This is a genomic window from Actinoplanes sp. NBRC 103695 (assembly GCF_030269485.1).
Taxonomy (GTDB): Bacteria; Actinomycetota; Actinomycetes; order Mycobacteriales; family Micromonosporaceae; genus Actinoplanes.
In genome coordinates this window covers 482,634-497,940 of the sequence record NZ_BSTL01000001.1, presented here as the reverse complement: position 1 = coordinate 497,940, position 15,307 = coordinate 482,634, and the positions used below count along the sequence as shown (strand labels likewise).

Genomic DNA, 15,307 nt, shown 5'->3' with positions numbered 1-15,307 from the left:
TCCTTCGGTAGACGAACCATGTTCGTCACGAATGATGTTCGTGACGAACGCGTTCGTCAAGTAGGGTGGTCCGGTGACCAGCACGCGGACGCGGCCCGCCAAGCCGCCCCTGAGCCGGGCCTCGATCGTCGCCGCGGCGCTGACCCTGGTCGACGAGACGGGATATGCCGCCACGACCATGCGGCGCGTTGCCCAGGCCGTCGACACCGGGCCTGCCTCGCTCTACGTCTACGTGGCGGACCGTGAGGAGCTGATGGCCGAGGTGTACGACCTGGCGCTGGCCGACGTGACCCTGCCCGACGAGGGTGACGGCGACTGGCGGGCCCGGATCAAACTGCTCGCCGGCCGGGTCATCGCGACGCTCGGCAGCCACGACGACCTCGCCCTGGTGGCGATCACCCGCGTGCGGACCGGGCGCCATGCGCTGCGGATCATGGAGGAGACGCTGCGGCTGCTGCGGGCCGGCGGCATCAGCGACGCCGTCTGCCCGTGGGCCGCCGACCTGATCGATCAGCACATCACCTCGTCGGCGCTGGAGCGCGCCGCCCGGGCCCGCGCCGGCGGCACCCGAGAGGCGGTCGGTGCCGAGCTCGACGCCGTCTTCGAGGCGCTGCCCGCCGGGGCGTACCCGACGATCCATGCTCTGCGCCCCTCGATGACCACCACGGGCGACCTCGCCGCGCAGGCCACCTGGAAACTGCGCGTGCTCATCGACGGTCTGCTCGTGGCGCCCGGCGGGGCATGATGTGCCGGTGCCTTTCGTGCGATTCCAGAGCCCCGTCGCCGACGATCGCGGACGGTTCGTGGGCGTCTTCGGCCTCGTCAACACCCTGGCCAGGCAGGGACGCCTGACGGCTGAGCAGGAACTGTTCCGGCGCGCCAACAACGACTGGTACGACGCCGCCTACCGCAACCCGGCGGCGGTCGACCCCTCGGTGTACGACGCCGCCGTCAATCCCGGGGTGTGCGCCTGGTTCACGACGAGCGCCCCGCATCTGCTGGCTCGGGTCGGCGGCTACCTCGACATCCTGGACGCTCACGGCGTTCCGTGCGTACGCCTGGAGTCCGAGGCCGCGCCCGGCCGGGTGATCTACGAGGACGAGCACCAGATCGTCGTCGTCCCACACTGAGTCGGGCCGCGTCCCCCCAGCCTGAGCTCGGTCGCCTCGGGCCACCGCCCCGGCAGCGGCGGCGGCTCCAGGGACCGTCCGGGGAGCCGGGCGGGGGCCGGCGTCAGTACTGGTCCCGGATGCCGAGGGAGTCGATGATGGACGTGCATGCGAGCAGCCAAGCGCGGCGGGTCTCGTCGGCCAGGTCGCCGTACTCGATGCGGCCGCCGGAGCGTACGTAAGGGTCGTAGGGAATGACCACGACGTCGCGCACCACCGCCCGGTAGCGTTCGGTGATCTCGGCGAGGAGTTTCGGGTCGGTCTTGGGGTCGGCGCAGGAGATGACCGCCACCGCGTTGGACGCGAGCTCGGCGTAGCCGCTGCGGGACAGGTGGTCGAGCATCCACAGGCCACTCTCGGCCACGTCCTGCTGGACCGTGGTCGGCACCACCAGGCAGTCGGCGAGGTTGGTGGCGGCGACCCAGTTGGGCGCGCGGACGTTGTTGCCGGTGTCCACCACCAGCAGGCGGTAGTAGCGGCTGAGCGCGGCCCACAGCTTGCCGAACGCGGCGTCGTCGACGATGACCATGCTGCCGGGCTGGTCGTCGGAGGCGAGGACGTCGAAGCGGGCGCTCTGCGGGCGCAGGTATCCGCTCAGCCGGCCGATGCTGGCCGACGTGGACAGGAAGTCCTCGATGTCGTGCAGCAGGTCGATGACGGTCTGCCGGTGCGTGGCTTCCTCGGCGCGCATCCCGAGGGTGCCGCGGGTCTCGTTGTTGTCCCACGCGAGCGTGTAGCCGCCGCGCTGGAAGCCGAGCGTGGCGGCGGCGATCAGCGCGGTGGGTGTCTTCGCGGCGCCGCCTTTCGGGTTGGCGACCACGACGGTCATGGTCCGGCTGAACGGTCGCAGCAGGCGCTTGCGGGCCGCCCGGTGGGTGAGTTCGTCGCGGCCGGCGGTGAGTCCGAGCAGTCCGCCGGTGGCGCGGTTGGCGCGGCCACGCCAGCCCCATTGCGCGGGCCGCTCGGCGGGTGCTTCGGCGACCGGCGCGGCGGCGGGTGGGCCGGCATTCGTGGATACGGGCGCAGCACCGCCCGGCGCCTCCCACGAGGGCAACTCGGGCGGCGTCACCTCGAAGGTGCCCGCCGGGGTGGGACCGGCCGGGGTGGGACCGGCCGGGGTGGGACCGGCCGGGGTGGGACCGGCCGGGGCCGAGCCGCCCGGGGCCCAAGGATCAGACGGGGCCGCAGAAGCTGGGGCCGCGGAACCTGGGGCCGCGGAAGCTTGGGCCGCAGAGGTGACGGGACTGCCGTTGACGGGACCGTCCTCGGCGGCCGGACGCTGGCCGGTGTGCACGTCCATGGTGTGACTCCTCATCGGTCGGGCGGTGGGGATCGGCCGACAGATGTGGTTGCGCCGCACTTTACGGCAGGCCGGCACGACCCCGAAAGTCCCTGCCGCCATTGAACTTCGGCCGCGCGGCGCACGTCGGCATGGCGAGGGGATCGGTCGGCTGACGGCTCGGACGAAAGGCACCGATGGCACGACGATGGTCGCGCTCGGCGAGGGCGACGGCCGCACTCAGCATGTCCATACTCGCCGCCACACCCGCGCCGGCGCGCGCGGCCGCCGACGGGGACCCACCGGCGCTGCCCAGGGTGAGCAGCGGTTGCGTGGGCCCGTCCAGCACTGTGGCGGCCGGGCCGTCGTGGGCGTTCCGCCGGGTCGGACCGGCCGACGTGTGGCCGCTGACCCGCGGCGCGGGCGTCACGGTCGCGGTGCTGGACTCGGGCGTGAGCGCGAAGGGCTCCGGGCTCGCGGGGGTGGTCGACCGGGGTACGGACGTGGTCGGCGGCGGCCGCGGTGACACCGACTGTTTCGGCCGGGGCACCGCGCTGGCCGCCCTGATCGCCGCCCGGCCGGTGGAGGGCAGCCTGTTCGCGGGGATCGCCCCGGAGACGCGGGTGCTGCCGGTGCGGATCGTCGACGGCAAGGGCCGGATCCCGCCGAGCGCGATGGCCAAGGCGGTGACCGCCGCGACCGCGGCCGGGGTGGACGTCATCCTGGTGGGCGTGGGCTCGCCGGCGCCGGACGCGGCTCTGCGGGCGGCCGTGCACGCGGCGGTGGCGAAGGACATCGTGGTGGTGGCGGCAGTCTCGGACGACAAGCCGAAGGACAACCGCCCGGTGCCGCCCTGGTATCCGGCGACCGACCCGGACGTGCTCGCGGTCGGTGGCATCGCCGAGTCGGGCCTGCCCACCGAGGTCGCGTCCCCGGAGTCGGGGCTGGACCTGCTGGCGCCGGGCGATCAGGCGTACAGCGTAGGCCCGTCGGGGAAGGGCAACTATCTGGTCGGCGGCCCGGCGGTGGCGGCCGCGCACGTCGCCGCGGCGGCCGCGCTGGTCCGGGCCTACAAGCCCGAGCTCGGTCAGGCCGAGGTGCGGCGCAGGCTGGCCGGGACGGCGGCGGGCGCGGGCGCTCTCGACGTGTACGCGGCGGTCGCCGAGGAAGCGGCCTCGGCGGCGGACGTCCCGGCCCGCGCGGCCCCCCGTTTCGTGGTGCCGCGCCCCGAGCCGGTCCCGCCGGAGAAGACGATCGCGGGCGCGGTGGCCGCCGGCACGGCGCTCGCCACGGGCATCGCCGCCCTGACGGTCACGGCGATCCGCCGAGGTCGCCGCCGTCGCTGGCGCCCGTAGCCGCGCCGGCAGGCCAGCGAGTACGAACGTTCTTTCCCTTTGTGAACGTCGGGTCAGACCGCGGCCGTGTCGGCGGGGGCGTACTCGCGGTAGGCCGTCTGGATCAGCTTGCCGCCGCGTCGGGTGCACAGCAGGGCCCGGCCGGGCGGGAGCTGGCGCGGCTTGGTGTTGCCGAGCAGCGGCCCCTCGTTCGGCGGGCAGCTCAGCGCCAGGTCCGGCGTGTTGGTCTCCTGCATACGGCGGATCACCGGGTCCATCGACATTCGGATCACATTGGCCGCGCCCCGGGTGACGACCAGGTGGAAGCCGATGTCCGCGCCCTGGGCCAGGTACGGCAGCAGCGGCAGCAGTGGCGAGTCGTGCCCGGACAGCAGGTCGTAGTCGTCGACCAGGACGAACAGCTGCGGCCCGGTCCACCAGTCGCGGCGGCGCAGCTGCTCCGGTGTGATGTCCGAGCCGGGCATCCGGCCCTTCAGCCCGGCCACCGCGTCGGCCACCGTGGCCTTGGTGGAGTCCAGCGAGACCGAGTATCCGAGGCGGTACTCCTCGGGGATCGACTCGAACAGTTGCCGCCGGTAGTCGACGAACATGATCCGGGCCTGGTTCGGCGCGTACCGCTGGACCACCGACTGGGCCAGGTGCCGCAGCACGTTGGTCTTGCCGCTCTCGTCGTCGCCGAGCACGGTCAGGTGCGGCAGGTCGCCGAAGTCGTGCCAGATCGGCTGCATGCGTTCCTCGTCCAGGCCGAGCGGGACCCGGATGTCGCCGTCGGGATCGGGCAACGAGTCGGCGGGCAGCACCGCGGGCAGCGTTTTCACCGGCGGAGCCGGGTCGAAGTCCCAGAAGTCGTCGGACATCGCGACCAGGCTCTTCACCGCGTCGGCCAGCCCGGCCGGGTCGGAGTCGCCGTCGATCCGCGGCAGGGCCGCCAGGAAATGCAGCTTGTCACTGGTCAGGCCACGACCGGCGAGCTGGGGTACGGTCGCCGCGACCCGCAGGTCCACCGCCGAGTCGACGGGGTCGCCGAGGCGCAGCTCGAGCCGGGTGCCGATCTGGTCACGCATGCCGTGGAAGACCTCGGACCAGCGGGACGCGGTGAGCATCAGGTGGATGCCGAAGTTCAGGCCCTGCGAGGCGATCTTGCGGACCGACGCGTCCAGCGGCTCGAACTCCGACCGCAGTGTGAACCAGCCGTCCACGACCAGGAAGACGTCGCCGTACGGGTCGTCGGTGACCCGGCCGTCGGCGCGCATCTGCCGGTAGGTGGCCATGCTGTCCACGCCGAGCGCGGCGAACTTCCGCTCCCGTTCCAGGAGCAGGGCGGTGACCTCGGCGACCGTACGCGTGACCCGGTCCGCGTCGAGCCGGCCGGCGACGCTGCCCACGTGCGGCAGCCCGGCGATCGAGCTGAGCGCGCCGCCGCCGAAGTCGAGGCAGTAGAACTGCACCTCACGCGCGCTGTGGGTGAGCGCGAGGCTGCAGATCAGGGTGCGTACCAGAGTGCTCTTGCCACTGCGCGGGCCCCCTGCGATGCCGATGTGGCCGCCGACCCCGGCCAGCTCCACCAGCAGCAGGTCGCGCAACTGCTCGAAGGGCTTGTCGATGAACCCGATCGGGGCGATCAGGTTGCCGTTGCCCGCCCACTCCAGGGCGCACAGGCCGAGTTCGGGGTCGGGCGCGAGGGTCGGCAGCAGCTGATCGAGCGTCGGCGAGGCGCCCAGCGGCGGTAGCCAGACCTGGTGGGCCGGGGCGCCGCGCTCGGTGAGCTGGCCGACCACGAGCGACAGCACGCTGTCCCGGCCGGTGGGGTCCGCGGCTTCGATCTCGGGTTCGGCCGGGAGCTCGGGTCGCGGCTCCGGGGCCCGGGCCTCGACGGCCTCCAGCGTGTACGGGACGACCTGCTGCTGAACGACCTCCTGGGACGCGCGCAGGTTCCGGGGACGGTGGGCGCCGGAGACGTAGGCCGCCTTGAACCGGATCAGCGTGGCGACGTCGGTGCGCAGGTAGCCGTTGCCCGGGGCCGGCGGCAGCTCGTAGGCGTCGGGCACCCCGATCACCGACCGCGACTCCATGGCCGAGAAGGTACGCAGGCCGATCCGGTACGACAGGTGCGACTCGAGCTGGCTGATCCGGCCGTCGTCGATGCGCTGCGAGGCCAGGAGCAGGTGTACGGCCAGCGACCGCCCCAGCCGCCCGATCATCACGAACAGCTCGATGAAGTCGCGGTGCGCCGCCAGCAGCTCGCTGAACTCGTCGACCACGACGAACAGAGTCGGCAGCGGGTCCAGGGGCGCGCCCTGGGCGCGGGCCCGTTCGTACTCGAGGGCCGAACTGAACCCGCCGGCCGCCCGCAGCAGTTCCTGCCGCCGCACCATCTCGCCGTGCAACGAGTCCTGCATCCGGCCGACCAGGGCGGCCTCGTCGGCCAGGTTGGTGATCACGGCCGAGGTGTGCGGGAGGCGGTCCAGCCCGAGGAAGGTGGCGCCGCCCTTGAAGTCGACCAGCACGAGGTTGAGCGTGTCGGACGGGTGGGTGGCCGCCAGGCCGAGGACCAGCGTACGCAGCAGCTCGCTCTTGCCCGACCCGGTCGCCCCGATCAGCACGCCGTGCGGGCCCATGCCGCCCAGCGCGGACTCCTTGATGTCCAGCTCGACCCGGCCGCCGTCGGCGTCGACGCCGATCGGGACGCGGAGCCGGTCGTTCGGGGAGCGGGGCGCCCACAGCGCGGTCAGGTCGAGGCGGCTGAGGTCGGCGATGCCCAGCAGCGTACCCAGATCGAAGTTGGTCTTGAGGGTGTCCTCCGTCGTCTCGGTCACCACGCCCAGGCGGTAGGGGGACAGCAGCCGGGCGATCACGCGGGCGCGGGGCAGGCCGAGCCGGTCCGGCGTGGCCATCCGGGTGCGCACCTCGCCACCCACCCGGTCCCGCCGCAGCATCTCCAGGTCGTCGCCCTCGGCGTGCAGGCTGAGCACGCCCTTGGCCGCGGCCGGGCTGTGGTCGTCCAGGTCAACCAGCACCGCGTTGCGGCAGCCGGCGGTGGCCAGGCGCGCGCCGTTGCCCATCCGCCCGCCGTCCCGGATCACCAGCACGTACGGCTCGTCGCGGCTGGGCGTGGCGTTCGGCTCGAACCTCGGCCGATTGAGGAACTGCTCCCCCAGCAGCATCTCCAGCGCCTCGATGCTGTCCGCGACGAGCCGGGACGCGCCGGCGCCGTCCTGCTCGGAGGGGTGCTGGGCGTGCGGCAGCCACTTGGCCCACTGCCACGCCTCGGCGCCGGCGGCGTCGACGCAGAACGCGACCCGCACCTCCTCGGGCGCGTGGAACGAGACCAGCTGCATCAGGAACGCCCGCAGGAACGCCCGGGCGTCCTCGCGGTCCGGGCCGCCGATCCGGATCTGCGCGAAGCCGCGCAGGAACAGCGCGACCGGCTGGTCGGCGAGCGTCGTGTAGGCCCGGATGAACCGCCGCAGCGACTTGGCCGCGAGCGGTTCCAGGTCCTCGATCGGCTTGGTCTGCATCGGCACGATCCGGGTGGCCAGCCGCTGCTCGCCGGTGCCGATCCGGACCTCGAGGAAGTCCGGGTGGGTGGGCCGCCGCTCCCAGCGCCGGGTGGTCATCACCAGCGACCACAGTGACCCGGGGTCGGGGTGCTGCCAGTCCGACGCCTCGCGCTGCCGGGTCACGTTCTGCCGGATGCGCCGCCGGTTCTGGGCCAGATATCGCAGGTAGTCGCGGCGGTCGCCGCCGACCTTCTGCCGCCGGTCCTGGCTGCCGAACGCGACCGCGGCGATCACCATGCCGCCCATCGCGACGCCGAGCATGCCGAGCATCACCCAGGTCAGCGCGCCGCCGCTCCGGCCGAAGAACATCATCATCATGACGCCGGACATCAGCGCCATGGGCAGGATCATCATCGCCTGCCGCATGCCCTGGTTCTGGATCTCGGGCAGCGCGGGCGGCTCCTGCAGCTGCAGCTCCCCGGTGGGCATGGCCGGGCCGTTGCGTCGCGCCGGCCGCCGGAACAGCACCGTGGTCACGTGTTCGCCTCCGTTGGTCTCGCAGAGCAGACGGGCCGGAACGGGCCGAGGGTCAAAGAGACGACAGTTTTTTGTCGCGAGTTGAACTAATGCCTCCGGCTGCCCGTCTGCTCTGCATGACCGTCACCGCGCCGGCGGAAATGTGCCGGCTTGTCGTGTGCGGCCCGGACCGACAGCTCGAGATCGCCGTGCCGCCCCCGGTCGTCGTCGCCGACCTGATGCCCGTGCTCCTGCGACAGCTGGGCGACGGGCTGGCCGACACCGGCCTCGGCCACGGCGGCTGGGTGCTGCAACGGCTCGGCGGCGTCCCGCTGGACGAGGACGCCACGGTCGGCTCGGCCGGCCTGACCGACGGCACCGTGCTGCACCTGCGCCCGCGGGCCGACCAGATCCCGCCGGTGCACTTCGACGATCTGGCCGACGGCCTGGCGACCGGGGTGCTCCATCGGCCCGGCGCATGGCGGCCCGAGATGACCCACTGGGCGGCGGCCGGCGGCACGGCCGTGGCCCTCGGCACCGGCGTGCTCGTCCTGGCCGCGACCGGGCCTGCGCTGCCCCGGGCGATCGTCGCCGGCGTGCTGGCGCTCCTGCTAACCGGTGCCGGGGCGATTTTCACGCGGTCCTTCGGGGACCGGCTGTTCGGGCTGGTCGCGGCGGCGGGCGGCCTGGCCTTCGGCGGCCTGGCCGGCCTGATCGCGCCGGAGGGCCTGGCCACCGCGCCGCTGCGCTTCGACAGCCCCCAGGTGTTCACGGCCGCGGTCATCCTGGCCGTGCTCGGCCTCGGCGGCGGCGTGCTGGTCGGCCGGGCCGGGCCGGCGGCGGCCGCGGTCGTCATCGCCGGGGTGCTGACGGCGCTCGGGGCGGGCCTGACCGCCTTCGCCGGGCTGGCCGCCTCGGACTCCGCCGCCATCGTCGCGGTGGTCGTCACGGTCGTCACCGCCGCGGTGCCGGTGACCGCGTTCCGGCTGGCCCGGATCCGGCTCAACCCGCTGCCGACCAAGCCCGAGGAGCTCCAGGAGGACATCGACCCGGAGCCCAGCGAGCCGCTGATGCGGCGGGCCGCGGTGGCCGACGGCTATATGACCGGTCTGCACCTCGGCCTGGCCGCAGTGGCCATCGCGGCGCTGCTGATCCTCGCGCCCGGTGGAGGCTGGGCCGAGTACACGCTGGTCGGCCTGGTCGCGCTGGTCAGGCTGCTGGCGGCGCGCCCGATGACCAGCGGCTGGCACCGGCTCGCGGTGACCGCGCCCGCGATCGCCGGGCTGGTCGCCGCGGCGGTGACCGCGCTGGCCGAGGCCCCGGCGGTGGTCCGGCTGCCGGTCGCGGCCGGCTCGGTGGCCCTGCTCGTGCTGCTGTTCTATCTGGTCGCGCGGCACCTGCCGGAGCAGCGGCTGATGCCGATCTGGGGCCGGATCGGCGACATCACCCAGTTGCTCGGGACGGTCGCGATGCTGCCGATCCTGGCCGCGGTCACCGACCTGTACGGCTTCGCCCGGGCCATCGGGGGCTGAGCGTGCAGTCCCGTCGCGACCAGGTCCAGGCGCAGTCGTTCGTCTGGAGCCGGCTGGTCACCGCGCTGGTCGTCGCCGACGCCGACGCGTCCGAGAACCCGAACCGGCGGATGGTCGTCGGCACCGTCTCCGGCATCCTGGTCGCCGCGCTGGTGGTGGCCGGCTTCACCGTGTACGGCCTGCTCAAGCCGGGTGGCGCGAGCAGCTGGCAGAAGCCGGGCGTGCTGGTCGTCGAGAAGGAGAGCGGCAGCAGGTACCTGTATGCCGGCGGCAAGCTGCGGCCGGTGCTCAACTACACCTCGGCCCGGTTGTTGTTCCCGGCCGAGCCCAAGGTCGTCTCGGTGTCACGCCGGTCACTGGCCGACGTGCCGCACGGGCAGCCACTGGGCATCGTCGGCGCGCCCGACGCCATTCCCGCGGCCGGGCGGGTGGCCGGGCAGGTGTGGACGGTCTGCGCCGCGTCGGCCAAGGACCAGACCGGGCGTACGACCACCGCGACGACCCTGGCGATCACCGGTCCGGACGCGCCGAGCGCCGCCGGCCCGGGACCGGACGAGGCGGTGCTGGCCTCGGCCGGGGATCGGCGCTTCCTGTTGTGGCGCGGCTACCGGCTCCGGCTGATGACCGCCTGGCTGCCCCGGGTGCTCGGCGCCGACGGGCCGGGCCTGCCGGTCGAGGACAGCTGGCTGGAGACGGTGCCCGCCGGGCCCGACCTGGCACCGCTCACGGTCGCCGGGCGAGGCTCGGCCGGACCCGCGATCGACGGGCAGCCGTCCCGGATCGGCGAGCTGTTCACCGCGCGGGACGCCAACGGCGTCGAGCGCAACTACCTGCTGCGGGCGGACGGGCTGGCGCCGCTCGGGTCGCTGGCCCACGCGATCGCAACCGCCGACCCGGAGACCGCTCGCCTGTACGGCGGGCCGGTCCGGCCGCGGGAGATCAGCCTGGCCGGTCTGGCCCAGATGGCGGCGTCCCAGGCGCCGGTGCTGCCCGAGGGCATCCCGGGCGACCTGCCCAGGATCATCGGTCAGGCGCCGTCCGGGACGACCTGGTGCGCCCGGCACCGGATGTCCGACGGCCGGGTCGAGCTGGCCGCCGACCGGCCGGTGAGTACCACCGGCCTGGTCGTCGACGGCATCGCGCTGCGCCGCACCACGCGCACCGCGACCGCGGTGTCGGTCGCGGCCGGACAGGGCGGGCTGGTCGCCGCCGGCCGCTTCGGACAGGCGCTCGGCGCCGTCCGCTACCTGGTGACCGACGCGGGCGTGAAGTACCCGGTGACCGACACCGACTCCGCCGCCCGCCTCGGATTCGCCGCCACGGACACCCGACCGGTCCCGCCTCGGCTGCTCGACCTGCTGCCGACCGGGCCCGCGCTGGGGACGGCGATGGTGCTCGGATGACACCGGCCCGCCGCCCGGACCGCACCGTCCTTTTCGACCTCAGGGAGAGGTAGATGGCAGGCAACTTGGACATCGATGAGGCGTCGACGATCGCCCTCATCAACGCCTTCAAGAAGGCGGCCGACGACCAGAACGCCGCCCACAGCTCGGTCAGCAGCACTCAGGCCTCGCTGGCCGGCGGCTGGACCGGCCACGCGTCGGGCACCTTCAGCGGTGGCCTCGACGAGTGGATGGACGGCCTGGTCAAGATCCACAACGCGCTCAACATGATCGACGAAAGCATGGTCAAGTTCTCCAAGCTGACCGCCAGCACCGAGGACGACAACATCGCGCTCGCCGCCCAGGGCGAAGTCTCCGCGAGCTGGACCTGAGAGGACGATTGTCATGCCCAACTACTCGTACAACCCGGGCGTCGGTGACGACGGCGTGGCGGCGCTCCGCCAGATCACCGAGAAGCTGAAGGCCTCGCTCCAGGACCTCACGACGGCGGCCGAGCACTTCAAGGCGATGAACAGCGGTCTCGCGATCGAGAACTACGGCCAGGCCCAGATCCTCTGGAATCAGGGCATGACCGAGATGGAGACCGCGCTCGGCATCAAGGGCGCCAGCCTGGGCCGGATCGGCGAGGGCTACGTCAACGCCGACGTGACCGGCGCGGGCTTCTTCCCGAGCTGACCCACGGCAGTCCGGGTACGGGCGGCAAGGCCCGTCCGTACCCTCCCTACCCCTGAGGAGACGGCATGGCTGTGATCAAGATCGACGAAGCGTTCATCGGCACGGTACGTGACGTGCTGCTGGGCGTACGCAACCAGATCTCCATCGTCCGCGGCGGCGTGAACCCGGGCGACGAGGCCCACCCGCACGGCCACCCCCTGAACGCCCTGTCCGTGGTGCCCGGCGGCAAGAACTTCCAGGCCGGCGTCAATCTGAAGTCGAAGATCACGACGGTCGGCACCCAGGTCGACGGCAAGCTCGGCGCCTTCGACGGCAAGCTCGACACCTACGCGCAGCGGCTCGACCAGATCCTCGAGTCCGGCGACGAGGTCGAGCTGACCAACATGTCCCTGGCCGACTACGGCTCGATCACGGCACCGCCCACCACCGTCTGACCCTGGTCTCCCCCCGCCGCCTGGAGAAGAACGATGACGCAGCCGCTGGACACCACCAAGCCCTGGGAATCAGGTCTGACCATCGTGCTCGACGCCGGGCCGATGGACCGGACCAAGTTCATCGGCCCCAAGTGGATCACCGTCTTCCCCCCGCGTACGGAGGGCCGTGAGCCGGCGCCGCAGACCGACCCGAACAAGTTCAACGTGTTCCGCAAGCTCGACGGCGGCTCGTACACCCACTCGGTGGTCGGCCCGACCGGCGCCAACATGACCGGTCAGATAGCCAACCCGGACAAGGTTCTGATCTTCGACGGGGACGTCAACTACCACATGGGCGGCGCGGACTCCCCGCACGAGAAGTACAAGCAGTTCGTGGCCAGCACCGACGCCGCGCTGGCCAGCGGCACGGGCGGCAGCGTGCTGAACTCGTCGTCGCTGGACCAGGCGGCGGAGACCTACTACAACCTCTGGTCCTGGCTGGGCACCGCGATCCAGAAGATCAACACCGAGATCGGCAAGGTCGGTGAGGACGACAGCGGTTTCAAGGGTACGGCCGCAGCAGCGTTCATGAACACGCTGGAGAATCTGAAGGCCGAGCTCATGCTGCTCCAGAAGGACCTGAAGACCAACCAGGACTGGACCCAGATGCTGCACGACAACGCGGCCGCGGTCCGTACGTTCTGGGAGAAGATCGCCGCCGCCTGGCACGACTTCGGCCAGAAGCCGGACCCGGCGAAGATGATCAGCGACGTCACCAACCAGATGAAGGACCAGGCGGACAAACTCAAGAGCCAGCCCGCCTACGAGGGCACGCTGACGGTGTGGAACTTCAACCTGAACTTCGGCAACGGAGCGAAGGACTACAACATCCTCGACGGCAACTCGTGGGGGCAGCTCGACACCGACATGCAGAACTTCTGGAAGACCAACGTCGGCATCCTCGACCAGGCAATCACCGCCCAGTTCGCCCTGCTTCGGGACAGCTTCGACAAGACCCGGCTGAACATGCACGACACCCGGACCTTCGTGCCGAAGCCGGGACCGAAGCCGGAGCAGCCGCCGGGCGGCGGGGGCAACAACGGCGGCATCACCGACACCAACGGCGACGGCAAGATCGACATCAACGACTTCCTCGGCGACGGGAACAACGGCGGCGGCAACAACGGCGGCGGGAACTTCAACTTCAACCCGGGTGACGGGAACGGGAACGGCAATGGGAACGGCGGCGGAGGCGGCGGCGGCGGAGGCGGCAACTTCAACTTCACCGGCGGGGGTGACAACGGCGGCGGTGGCGGCGGGAACGGTGGGGGCGGCAACTTCACCGGTGGCGGCGGGGGCGGCGGCGGTGGGAACAGCGGCGGCGGCGACTTCGAGTTCGTTCCCGGCGGCGGCAACGGCGGCGGGGGTGATGGCGCCGGCGGCGGCGGCAACTTCGGCGGCGGCGGGGGCGGCAGCGCCTTCTTCACGCCTGGGGGCGGCGGCCGCGGCGCCAACGGGAACCGCGACGGCGCCGGCGGCGGGAGCAACTTCGACATCGATGGCCTCGACGACTTCGCCGAGGGCGGAGACGGCAACGGGTCCGGCGGCGGGATGTCCGGCGGCGGTACGCCCGGTGGCGACTTCGAGTTCACCCCGTCGAATGTGGACCGGTCTGACATCACGGGCAACGGCAGCGGAAACAACCCGCCGAACTTCGGCAACGCCACCGGCGAGACACCGGACTTCTCCTCGGCCGGCGCCACCGGCGGACCCGGTGGGGGCAGCGGCTTCGGCTCGATCGGCGACAACAACGGCGGCGGCGGCTTCTCCGGCGGTGGCGACTTCGAGTTCGCCCCCGGTGGCGGTGGCTCGGCCGGTGGCGGTGGCGGTGGCTTCGCCGGCGGCGGGGCGGGTGGCGGCGGCTTCTCCGGCGGCGGCAGCGCCGAGTTCACCCCGGGCGGCGGCAACAGCATCGGCGACATCGGTGGCAGCGGCGACGACGGCGGCGGTCTCGGCTTCGGTGGCGACGGCAGCTCCCTCACCCCGTGGACGCCGAACCAGCCCTCCAACGGCGGGATGCACATCGGGCCGCTGGGCACCGTTCCCGGCGAGACCGGCATGGACTTCGGCACCAGCGCGTACGGCGGCAACGGCGCCTGGGCCGGTGGCGGAGGCGGCGGTGGAGGCGGCGGCTTCGAGGGCGGCGGCTACCCCGGTTACACCCCCGCCGGTGGCGGACTGAACGCCGACGGCACCCCGATCGGCGGGCTCGGATCGAGCGCCGGCGGTCTGGCCGGCGGCGGCGCCACGCCGGCGGCGGGCGGGCTCGGCGCGGGCGGCGTTCCCCCGATGATGCCGCCCATGATGCCCCCGGGCGCGATGGGCGGGCAGGACAAGGAGCGCGAGCGCACCACCTGGCTGGCCGAGGACGAGGAGGTCTGGGGCACCGACCCGGACGTCTCGCCCGCCGTGATCGGCCGCGACGGGCACACCGACGGCGACCGCGACGAGCGCGACCCGTGGGCGCCGGCTCCCAAGCAGCCGACCGGGCCGCAGACCCCGGCCCGCGGCGGCCGGGCCCGCGGCCACTAGCCCGATCGGCGGCCCGCTCCCCCGGACCGGGCCGCCGAGGCTTCCCGCTCCCCCAGGGCGGGCCGCCACCACGGCTTTCCACCTCCGGGCGGGAGGTCACCGACGACGATGAGGAGGCGTTCGTGAGCAGTCCCCTGCAGAACCGGCTCGAACAGGCCATGGCCGAGTTCGAGGAGCACAAGGCCAAGGTGGCCGGGTTCGAGGCGCGGATCGCCGAGGCCACCACCACGGTCACCTCGAAGAACCGTGCGGTGACCGTCACCGTGAACGCCCAGGGCGAGCCGACCGAGGTCAAGTTCCTGACCGGCGCGTACCGCACGATGGCGCCGGCCGAGCTCGGCACACTGATCGTCGAGACCATCCGCGCCGCCCAGGACGAGGCCCGGCGCAAGGCGGCCAGCCTGTTCGCGGAGCTCCTGCCGGCCGGAATGCCGGTGCTCGACATGCTCACCGGACCGGTCGACTTCGACGCCACCCTGCGCGAGATCACCCAGGTCTTCGACGAGGCCAAGCAGCCGCGTCAGGGCCGGAAGGACCAGCCGTGAGCGGCACCGTCGGCGTCGACACCGAGGCGCTCAACAGCCCGGCGCTGCGCGGGGCGGCCGAGCAGATCAAGGCCGCGATCCTGGCTTACGAGACGGCCGTCGCGAACGTCGGCCAGGTCGTGCTGCACCACCGCAACTCCGATCTCGACGAGTACGTGACCCAGCTGGTCACCCAGGCCCCCGAGACGACCAAGGGCCTGCTCGTGATGATCGAGCGGGCCAGCGAGGGGGATGTCGGCGCTACCAAGGACATGGCCGACTTCTTCGCCAAGGTCGAGGAGAGCGCCACCGCCGAGGCCGGCGCCGGCCACAACCCGCACTGACGCGG

General features: G+C 72.7%; 13 protein-coding genes. 11 read left to right on the top strand and 2 right to left on the bottom strand.

The genetic code is table 11. The features are described 5' to 3' along the window. Nucleotides 1-73 precede the first annotated feature (73 nt). Both QSK31_RS02075 and QSK31_RS02070 read left to right on the top strand, forming a co-directional pair. Entirely contained in the window at nt 74-745 is a 672-nt protein-coding gene (locus QSK31_RS02075) for a TetR/AcrR family transcriptional regulator (RefSeq protein WP_285680337.1), read from the top strand. A 7-nt stretch (nt 746-752) separates the two neighbouring features. Beyond that, complete coding sequence (locus QSK31_RS02070) at nt 753-1,130, top strand: hypothetical protein (RefSeq protein WP_285680336.1); 378 nt, start codon at nt 753-755, stop codon at nt 1,128-1,130. Nucleotides 1,131-1,233: 103 nt separating this feature from the next. On the opposite strand, the gene QSK31_RS02065 is transcribed toward QSK31_RS02070, so the two are convergent. Then, nucleotides 1,234-2,469: a MinD/ParA family ATP-binding protein gene (locus QSK31_RS02065; RefSeq protein ID WP_285680335.1), complete on the bottom strand. Its 1,236-nt coding sequence runs from the start codon at nt 2,467-2,469 to the stop codon at nt 1,234-1,236. A gap of 311 nt (nt 2,470-2,780) precedes the next feature. On the opposite strand from QSK31_RS02065, the gene QSK31_RS02060 reads away from it, so the two are divergent. Beyond that, nucleotides 2,781-3,803, top strand: coding sequence for a S8 family serine peptidase (locus tag QSK31_RS02060; RefSeq protein ID WP_285680334.1), 1,023 nt, complete (start codon nt 2,781-2,783; stop codon nt 3,801-3,803). Between the two features lie 53 nt (nt 3,804-3,856). Here the strand turns inward: QSK31_RS02060 and eccCa are convergent, their stop codons facing one another. Then, entirely contained in the window at nt 3,857-7,792 is a 3,936-nt protein-coding gene (gene eccCa, locus QSK31_RS02055) for a type VII secretion protein EccCa (protein WP_285680473.1), read from the bottom strand. Nucleotides 7,793-7,956: 164 nt separating this feature from the next. Between eccCa and eccD the strand changes: the two genes are divergently transcribed. The 8 genes from eccD (at nt 7,957) to QSK31_RS02015 (ending at nt 15,302) form a co-directional block, all read left to right on the top strand. Next, entirely contained in the window at nt 7,957-9,351 is a 1,395-nt protein-coding gene (gene eccD, locus QSK31_RS02050; RefSeq protein WP_285680333.1) for a type VII secretion integral membrane protein EccD, read from the top strand. Between the two features lie 2 nt (nt 9,352-9,353). After that, nucleotides 9,354-10,754, top strand: a complete 1,401-nt coding sequence (eccB, locus tag QSK31_RS02045) for a type VII secretion protein EccB (protein ID WP_285680332.1) — start codon at nt 9,354-9,356, stop codon at nt 10,752-10,754. A 53-nt stretch (nt 10,755-10,807) separates the two neighbouring features. Continuing rightward, the gene (locus tag QSK31_RS02040) at nt 10,808-11,125 is read left to right on the top strand and encodes a WXG100 family type VII secretion target (RefSeq protein WP_285680331.1); all 318 of its coding nucleotides are present in this window, start codon (nt 10,808-10,810) and stop codon (nt 11,123-11,125) included. A 13-nt stretch (nt 11,126-11,138) separates the two neighbouring features. Next, on the top strand, nt 11,139-11,429 hold the full coding sequence (locus QSK31_RS02035) for a WXG100 family type VII secretion target (protein ID WP_285680330.1): 291 nt from the start codon (nt 11,139-11,141) through the stop codon (nt 11,427-11,429). A gap of 65 nt (nt 11,430-11,494) precedes the next feature. Then, on the top strand, nt 11,495-11,863 hold the full coding sequence (locus QSK31_RS02030; protein ID WP_285680329.1) for a hypothetical protein: 369 nt from the start codon (nt 11,495-11,497) through the stop codon (nt 11,861-11,863). Between the two features lie 33 nt (nt 11,864-11,896). Then, nucleotides 11,897-14,434 (top strand): hypothetical protein, encoded by a 2,538-nt coding sequence (locus QSK31_RS02025; protein WP_285680328.1) that lies wholly within the window; start codon nt 11,897-11,899, stop codon nt 14,432-14,434. A gap of 122 nt (nt 14,435-14,556) precedes the next feature. Beyond that, nucleotides 14,557-14,979: a YbaB/EbfC family nucleoid-associated protein gene (locus tag QSK31_RS02020; protein ID WP_285680327.1), complete on the top strand. Its 423-nt coding sequence runs from the start codon at nt 14,557-14,559 to the stop codon at nt 14,977-14,979. Next, on the top strand, nt 14,976-15,302 hold the full coding sequence (locus QSK31_RS02015; RefSeq protein ID WP_285680326.1) for a hypothetical protein: 327 nt from the start codon (nt 14,976-14,978) through the stop codon (nt 15,300-15,302). The genes QSK31_RS02020 and QSK31_RS02015 overlap by 4 nt, the downstream gene beginning before the upstream one ends. The last annotated feature ends 5 nt before the right edge of the window (nt 15,303-15,307 follow it).

Bases quoted from the DNA above. Each gene is read 5' to 3' on its own strand.
- QSK31_RS02065 (WP_285680335.1), bottom strand. From the start codon at position 2,469: ATGGACGTGCACACCGGCCAGCGTCCGGCCGCCGAGGACGGTCCCGTC.
- eccCa (WP_285680473.1), bottom strand. From the start codon at position 7,792: ATGCCCACCGGGGAGCTGCAGCTGCAGGAGCCGCCCGCGCTGCCCGAG.
- eccD (WP_285680333.1), top strand. From the start codon at position 7,957: ATGACCGTCACCGCGCCGGCGGAAATGTGCCGGCTTGTCGTGTGCGGC.
- QSK31_RS02040 (WP_285680331.1), top strand. From the start codon at position 10,808: ATGGCAGGCAACTTGGACATCGATGAGGCGTCGACGATCGCCCTCATC.
- QSK31_RS02035 (WP_285680330.1), top strand. From the start codon at position 11,139: ATGCCCAACTACTCGTACAACCCGGGCGTCGGTGACGACGGCGTGGCG.
- QSK31_RS02030 (WP_285680329.1), top strand. From the start codon at position 11,495: ATGGCTGTGATCAAGATCGACGAAGCGTTCATCGGCACGGTACGTGAC.
- QSK31_RS02025 (WP_285680328.1), top strand. From the start codon at position 11,897: ATGACGCAGCCGCTGGACACCACCAAGCCCTGGGAATCAGGTCTGACC.